The organism is Streptomyces sp. NPDC031132 (genome assembly GCF_055570595.1).
Genome location: NZ_JBVIGX010000033.1, coordinates 61449 through 68727, shown reverse-complemented (window position 1 = coordinate 68727; position 7279 = coordinate 61449). Strand labels below are relative to the sequence as shown.

Annotated in this window: 6 protein-coding genes and 2 pseudogenes; 6 read left to right on the top strand and 2 right to left on the bottom strand. The window is 74.2% G+C overall.

What is annotated here, in order from left to right; translation table 11 throughout:
- Nucleotides 1-1600: 1600 nt before the first annotated feature.
- Both ACZ49B_RS32185 and ACZ49B_RS32180 read left to right on the top strand, forming a co-directional pair.
- A complete protein-coding gene (locus ACZ49B_RS32185; protein WP_468312793.1) occupies nucleotides 1601-2395 on the top strand; it encodes a glutamate racemase in 795 nt (264 codons plus the stop codon).
- Between the two features lie 44 nt (nucleotides 2396-2439).
- Nucleotides 2440-2781 (top strand): annotated as a pseudogene (locus ACZ49B_RS32180) (cytidine deaminase family protein); the annotation flags it as partial.
- On the opposite strand, the gene ACZ49B_RS32175 reads toward ACZ49B_RS32180, so the two are convergent.
- On the bottom strand, nucleotides 2757-3674 hold the full coding sequence (locus ACZ49B_RS32175; protein ID WP_468312798.1) for an ADP-ribosylglycohydrolase family protein: 918 nt from the start codon (nucleotides 3672-3674) through the stop codon (nucleotides 2757-2759). The pseudogene ACZ49B_RS32180 and the gene ACZ49B_RS32175 sit on opposite strands and share 25 nt — an antisense overlap.
- Before the next feature lie 85 nt (nucleotides 3675-3759).
- Between ACZ49B_RS32175 and ACZ49B_RS32170 the strand changes: the two are divergent.
- A pseudogene (locus tag ACZ49B_RS32170) lies at nucleotides 3760-3904 on the top strand (FAD-dependent monooxygenase); the annotation flags it as partial.
- 31 nt (nucleotides 3905-3935) lie between these two features.
- Here the strand turns inward: ACZ49B_RS32170 and ACZ49B_RS32165 are convergent.
- Nucleotides 3936-4412: a VOC family protein gene (locus ACZ49B_RS32165; protein ID WP_468312791.1), complete on the bottom strand. Its 477-nt coding sequence runs from the start codon at nucleotides 4410-4412 to the stop codon at nucleotides 3936-3938.
- A gap of 144 nt (nucleotides 4413-4556) precedes the next feature.
- On the opposite strand from ACZ49B_RS32165, the gene ACZ49B_RS32160 reads away from it, so the two are divergent.
- From ACZ49B_RS32160 to ACZ49B_RS32150, 3 genes are read left to right on the top strand one after another with little or no spacing between them, the layout of a single operon-like run.
- The gene (locus tag ACZ49B_RS32160; protein ID WP_468312788.1) at nucleotides 4557-5072 is read left to right on the top strand and encodes a hypothetical protein; all 516 of its coding nucleotides are present in this window, start codon (nucleotides 4557-4559) and stop codon (nucleotides 5070-5072) included.
- 44 nt (nucleotides 5073-5116) lie between these two features.
- Entirely contained in the window at nucleotides 5117-6739 is a 1623-nt protein-coding gene (lnt, locus tag ACZ49B_RS32155) for an apolipoprotein N-acyltransferase (protein ID WP_468312786.1), read from the top strand.
- A 36-nt stretch (nucleotides 6740-6775) separates the two neighbouring features.
- On the top strand, nucleotides 6776-7276 hold the full coding sequence (locus tag ACZ49B_RS32150; RefSeq protein WP_468312783.1) for an NUDIX hydrolase: 501 nt from the start codon (nucleotides 6776-6778) through the stop codon (nucleotides 7274-7276).
- Nucleotides 7277-7279: the final 3 nt, after the last annotated feature.

Genomic DNA, 7279 nt, shown 5'->3' with positions numbered 1-7279 from the left:
GGGGTTCGGATTCCGACCTGCCCAGATCAGAGATGCCGAGCAGGGGCCCCTGGTCATCCGGAGTCCGTTCACCAGGACCACCGAGGTGGAGCAGGATCGAGGCCAGGGGGAGGGGAACGCCTCCCTCAAGGGCCCATAGGCGCCCTTTCCGGACCCGGGCAGGGTCAACCTGCACCAGACAGCGACTAGATGCCCCTGTCGGTAGGGGTGGGCCCGCAGGCGCCCCAAATCGCTACGTGCTTCTCATCTCTCGGCGTCCGACGGCCGTCTGGGGCTGGACATAGGCCGCCCAGACGCCTCCCAGGGGGGGTTCCGGGCGTCTGCACGCTAGTTGGGGTGAAAAGTGGGCGAGAGGGAGCCTGATGCCGGATTTCTCAACCTCTCACTCCGGCAGGCGCCCATTCACCCCTCAACCGGTCGCCAAAACGGGACAAACGACCCGCACTCGCATCCCAGGCTGACCTCTGCCGGTCGTGGGCGGCTTATGACCGGCCCCAGACGGCCGTCGGACGCCAAGCAGAGAGGAGCGCGTAGCGATTTGGGGCGCCTGCGGGCCCACCCCTACCGGCATGGGCATCTGGTCGCTGTCTGGTGCAGGTTGACCCCGCCCGGACGCGGAAAGGGTGCCTATGGGCCCTTCAGGGAGCCGTGCCCTCCCCGGGGCAACATCCTGCTCCACCTCGGTGTCCTGGTGAACGGACTCCGGATGACCAGGGGCCCCTGCTCGGCATCTCTGATCGGGGCTGGACCGGATCCGAACCCCCCCGGCCATCCTTCGGGGGCTTCCCGGCAGGGGGCGGGGGGCTGTGCGAGCGGCGTCGGTAAGTGTCCGGGGGCGTCCCGTCAGTCCACTGTCCTTCCGTGTCGTGCCGGTCCCTCAAGGGCGCTCCGGCCCCCCGACCACCCTCCCGATGTCGGCTGTGCGGAAGCTGCCGTCCGTGCGTCCCGATCGACCTTCCCGATGTCGGCTGTGCGGAACCCGCCGTCCGTGCGTCCCGGCCGGCCTTCCCGATGTCGGCTGTGCGGAAGCTGCCGTCCGTGCGTCCCGGCCGGCCTTCCCGATGTCGGCTGTGCGGAACCCGCCGTCCGTGCGTCCCGATCGGCTCTCACTGTGCCGAGTGCGAAGACCCCGCCACCGGTCTCCCGATCGACCTTTCCGTCGCCGCGTCCGTGGACCCCCCTCCCCCCGCCCCCCTCCCCCCGACCGGCCTCCGGTGCCGAGCACAGGAACCTGCCCCCGACGTTCGGCCGCCCCTTCCGGCGCCGGCTCGACAGGCCACCCGGCCCATGCCCCCGCCGCATCCGGCCATCCCGCCTCCGCGGGCTCCGCCCGCCGGCGGCGCCGGCGGGCACGACGGCTTCGCGTGCGCGGACCCGGCCGCTCAGACCCCGCCGCGCCCGGTATCCCGTCGACTGGCGCCCGTCGCTCAGATCCCGCCGGGCCCGCCGCCCCCCGGTCGTTCGGTCCTCGCGAACCCCACCCCCGGAGCCCCTGACGCTCCCGGCCGGCTGGTCCCCTGCTGCCCTCGCCCCACTCCACCCCACCCCGCCCCCGCCTCACATGGGGGGCTTTCCCGGCGGCTTCGATTAAGGTGACCAGGTGAAGATCGCCCTCATGGACTCCGGAATCGGCCTCCTCGCGGCGGCTGCCGCGATGCGGCGGCTGCGGCCCGACGTCGATCTGGTCCTCTCCAGCGACCCCGACGGCATGCCCTGGGGGCCGCGTACCCCCGCCGATCTGACCGGGCGCGCCCTCGGTGTCGCCCAGGCCGCCGCCGGGCACCGGCCGGACGCGCTGATCGTGGCCTGCAACACCGCCTCCGTGCACGCGCTGCCCGCCCTCCGGGCGGCCCTCGAGCCCGGGATCCCGGTGATCGGGACCGTGCCGGCGATCAAGCCCGCCGCCGCGGCGGGCGGGCGCGTGGCCATCTGGGCCACGCCCGCCACCACCGGCAGTCCGTACCAGCGCGGGCTGATCCGTGACTTCGCCGCCGGAGCCCGTGTCACCGAGGTGCCCTGTCCGGGACTCGCCGACGCCGTCGAGGCGGGGGACGGCGCCGCCGTCGCCGAGACCGTCGCCGCGGCCGCCGCGCTGACCCCGGCCGACGTCACCGACGTCGTCCTCGGCTGCACGCACTACGAGCTCGTCGAGGCGCCCATCCGCGCCGCCCTGGCCGAGCGGACCGGCGGCGCCGACCTCCGCTACCACGGCTCCGCCGAGCCCGTCGCCGTACAGGCGCTGCGCCGCCTCGGCGTTCTCCCCGAGCCGGGCCTGCCCCGTACCGGCACCCTGACCGTCCTGCTCAGCGGGCAGGAGGGGGCGCTCCCCGCCGCCGCGCTCGGGTACGCCGAAGGGCGGCTGCTCGCGGAAGAAGGCGCGGCCGTCGGGCGATGATCCGGCGATGACCCCGCAGGACCTCGCCCTCGTCGCGGCCGCCCCGGACCCGCTGCCACGGCGAGGACCACACCGTGGCGGCGGTGGCCCGCGCCCGTGACGGCCGGACCGTCGGGGGTTTGAACGTGTACCACTTCACCGGAGGCCCCTGCGCCGAACTCGTCGTCCTCGGCGCAGCCGTCGCGCAGGGCATCCGCGAGCTCGACACGATCGTCGCCGTCGGGGACCGCGAGCGCGGGGTGCTCCCGCCGTGCGGCCGCTGCCGCCAGGTGCTCCTCGACCTCCACCCGCGGCTGCGGGTGATCCTCGGGTCCGGCGGCGCGCTGCGGTCCGTGCCCGTGGCGGATCTGCTCCCCGAGCGCTACGTCCGCCCCGCGAGCGACTGAGCGAGCGCGCGCAGCCCGTCCGCGTCCAGCACCCTGTCCCCGAACCCGGGCAGCGGTACGTGCAGCGGAGCGGTCCACTCCGGCGGGATCGCCGCCTGCCCGTAGCGGGCGCCGGCCAGGGTGCCGGTGACCGCCGCCACCGTGTCGGTGTCCCCGCCCAGGTCCACGGCGGCCCGTACGGCCTCGGCGAACCCGGTGGTCGTCCGCAGGGCCCACACCGCCGAGCCGAGGCAGGGCCAGACCGCTCCGTTGAACTCGGTGGCCAGTCCCGGATGCCAGTCGGGGCCGAGGACGACCCCGTACCGCTCGCGGTGGTCGGGGTGCACCGCGGCGAGCGCCTCGGGGAGGGCGGCCAGCGGATCGCCCCCGTCGAGAGTCACCCGTACGAGCTCGTGCAGCAGGGCCGTGCCCTCCCAGGCGGCCCGGTCGCCGTGCGTCAGCGCGGCGATCCGGCGGGCGGCGTCCATCGTGCCCTCCCGCCCGGCGGAGGCGAAGTACACCGCCGAGGTGGAGGCCCGCATCAGGGAACCGTTGCCCGCGGCCCGCGCGTTGATCTGGAAGTGCAGTGCGGCGGCCAGGTCCCAGGCCTCGCCGTTGGTCAGCACGTCCTCCGTCTGGAGCCCGATGTCCTTGGGCTCGCCGACCGCCCAGCGCTGGAACCGCGCGAAGACGTCGGGGAGTTCGAGGCCGCCGTGCTCCAGCAGGGACTCGCCGACCAGGACGGCCATCTGCGTGTCGTCGGTCGCCTCGCCCGGGTCCCAGCCGCCGCCCCCGCGCATTTCCTCGCCGCGCGCGGTCAACTCGCCGGCGGGCCCGAACTCGTAGGGCGCGCCGAGCGCGTCACCGACGGCCGAGCCCAGAACGGCGCCCACGGCGCGGTCGAGTCGAGTGATCACGGTTCCTCCTCGGACGGTTCGGGGCGTACGCAGGCCAGTACACCGTGTGCGAAGCCTTCCAGGTCGTCGAGGCCGGCGGCGGGGAGGGTCCGCCGCCCTGCGCGCGTACGACGGCGAGCGGCGCCGCAGCGCCCAGCGCGTCGCCTTCGGCTCGCGGAACCTGCACCGCTTCATGACGGCCCGGCGCCCCGCCCCTGCGCGACGCGCTCCTAGGCCTCCTTCCCGGCTGCAGCCCCGGAAGCTCCGGGTCCCTTCTGGTCACGCGCCCGCGCGCCGCGCCTCCAGCTCCTCCCAGGACACGTCCTCCAGGTGGGTGAGGAACACCCACAGATGCCCGAACGGGTCGCGGACGATGGCGGTCCGGTCGCCGTGGAACTGGTCCGCCGGCGGCTGGAGCAGCTCCGCGCCCTCGGCCACCGCCGTCCGTACGAGCGCGTCCACGTCCGGTACGAACACGTGGAGCGCGACCGAGGTGCCGCCCAGCTCCGAGGGCGCGGTGAACGGGCCCTCGGAGGTGTCCCCGAGCATGAGCACGGCCCCGCCGATCCGTATCTCGGCGTGCATCACCCCGCCCTCGGGGTGGTCGAGCCGGAAGTCCTCGACGGCGCCGAAGGCCCGCCCGTAGAAGGAGAGTGCGGCGGCCGCGTCGGACACCATGACGTGGGCCACGACCGCCGTGCGGTAGCGCTCCGGAACGATCTGTGCCGCGTGCTGTGTTGCCTCGTGAGTGGTCATGCGGACGACCGTAGGACCTCAAGTTTGCTTGAGGTCAAGGCCGGGCAGACGCGATCACACGAGATCACACGTGATCCGACGCGCCCGCGCCGTGCGGGGCGAGAGGCGGTGGCGTACATGCGGAACGTGAGTACGCTGCTACACATGACGGGTCACCCCCCGGGTCCGCTGTGGACGGGCCGGGCCTCCAACCGTGCGCAGTGGCTGCTCGCCGCCGCCGGCGCGGCCTGTCTCGCACTCGGCATCCAGCTCGCCGTCGACTCGTCGTGGACCGCCGGCATCGCCCCGCTGCTGATGTCCGTCATCGGCTGCCTCGCCGTCGGACTGCTGATCCTCTACGGCACCCTCGCCTTCGTGCACGTCGACGTCACCGTCGACGCCGAGGCGCTGGAGGTCCGCTGCGGCCACGTCGGGCTGCCGCGCCGGAAGATCAGGCTCGCGGAGGTGGCCTCCGCCGAATTCCTCCCCCGGATCACCCCGCAGCAGTGGGGCGGCTGGGGCTACCGCTGGCGCCCCGACAAGGGCACCGCGGTCATCGTCCGGCGGGGCGAGGGGGTGGAGCTGCGGCTCGGCGACGGCAAGGTGTTCACCGTCACCGTCGACGACGCCGAGAACGCGGTCCGGGTCATCCGCACCCACCTGCGCGCCCTGGCCCGCTGAGTTGCTCTCCCGTCCCCGGCGCGTGGGGACGTACACTCCGCCAAATGAGCAGCAGCATCACCCGAGACCCCGGCCGCACCGCCGAAGCGGAAGCCCGAGCGGAAGCCGGAGCCACCGGAACCGAAGCCGCCGTGTCCCCCTGGAAGGGCCGGGCGGCCTCCTGGCCGGTGCGTGCCGCCCTCGCCGCCGGCTCCGGTGTGCTGCTCTACCTGAGCTTCCCGCCCCGCCCGCTGTGGTGGCTGGCCCCCGTCGCCCTCGCCGTCCTCGGCGGCTGCCTGCACGGCCGCCGCGCCCGCGCCGGTTTCGGCCTCGGCCTCCTGCACGGCCTGGGCTTCCTGCTGCCGCTGCTCGTCTGGACCAGCGAGGGCGTCGGCCCGGTCCCGTGGATCGCCCTCGTCACCCTCGAGGCCCTCCTGATCGGCCTCACCGGCCTCGGGATCGCCCTCGTCAGCCGGCTCCCCGCCTGGCCCCTGTGGGGTGCGGCCGTCTGGATCGCGGGCGAGGCGCTGCGCGCCCGGGCCCCGTTCGGCGGTTTCCCCTGGGGCAAGCTCGCCTTCGGCCAGGCCGACGGCTTCTTCCTGCCGCTCGCCGCCCTCGGCGGCACCCCGCTGCTCTCCTTCGCCGTCGCCCTCTGCGGATTCGGGCTGTACGAGGCCCTGCGCATCGCACGCAGCCACCCCCGCCGGGCCACCGCGGCCCTCGCGGCCCTCACCGTCGCCGCCCCGATCGGCGCGGCCCTCGCCGCCCGCCCGCTGGTGTCCGACGCCGCCGAGGACGGCACCGCCGTGGCCGCCGTCGTCCAGGGCAACGTGCCGCGCGCCGGGTTCGACTTCAACGCCCAGCGCCGCCAGGTCCTCGACAACCACGCCAACCGCACGGTCCAGCTCGCCGCGGACGTCAAGGCCGGCCGGGTCCCGAAGCCCGACTTCGTGGTCTGGCCGGAGAACTCCTCCGACATCGACCCGTACACGCAGCCGGACGCCTACGGCGTCATCGACAATGCGGTCAAGGCCATCGGCGTGCCGGTCGCGATCGGCTCCGTACTGGCCCCGGAGACCGGCCCGCTGCGCAACACGATGATCCTCTGGGACCCGGTCAAGGGCCCCACGGACACGTACGACAAGCGCAAGATCCAGCCCTTCGGGGAGCGCATCCCGATGCGGTCCTTCGTCCGGCTCTTCAGCTCGGACGTGGACCGGGTGCGCCGCGACTTCGGCCCCGGCAAGGACCCGGGCGTCTTCGACATGGCGGGCAGCGGGGTCGGCATGGTCACCTGCTTCGAGGCCGCCTTCGACGATGCCGTGCGCTCCACCGTCCAGGACGGTGCGCAGGTGATCGCCGTACCGAGCAACAACGCCACGTTCGGCCGGTCGCAGATGACCTACCAGCAGCTCGCGATGGACCGGGTCCGCGCGGTCGAGCACAGCCGGACCGTGCTCGTCCCCGTCACCAGCGGTGTCAGCGCCGTCATCCGCCCCGACGGGGAGATCGTCCGGCAGACCGAGATGTTCACCGCGGACGCGCTGGTCGCCGAGATCCCGCTGCGCTCCACGCAGACCCCGGCCACCCGCTTCGGCCCGCTGCCCGAGTACGTGCTGCTCCTGGCCGCCGCCGGAGGCCTCGGCTGGACCCTCGCCCGCCGGATCAGGGCCCGCCGGGCAGCCTGACGCGGGCCGGTGCGCGCGGCCTCGTAGGGTCGGGGGATGACCACACCTGAGTTCATCCGCGAGATCCGCGCCTCCGCCGGGAACCAGCTGCTCCTGCTGCCCGGCGTCACGGCCATCGTCTTCGACGACCGGGGGCGGGTGCTGCTCGGCCGGCGCTCCGACACCGGCCGGTGGGCCGTGGTCGGCGGGATTGCGGAGCCGGGGGAGCAGCCCGCGGAGACGGCGGTGCGCGAGGTGTACGAGGAGACGGCGGTGCACTGCGTCCCGGAGCGGGTGGTGCTGGTCCAGATGCTCGAGCCGATCACCTACCCGAACGGCGACGTCTGCCAGTTCCAGGACATCACCTTCCGCTGCCGGGCCACCGGCGGCGAGGCCCGGGCCAACGACAACGAGTCGCTGGAGGTGGCCTGGTTCGAACCGGACGCCCTGCCTCCGCTGGAGCAGTTCGCGCTGGACCGCATCCACCGAGCCCGACGCGACGACCCGACCTGGTTCGCACCCCCCGTCGGGATCCAGGAGGAACGGAGCCCCGTCTGAGGG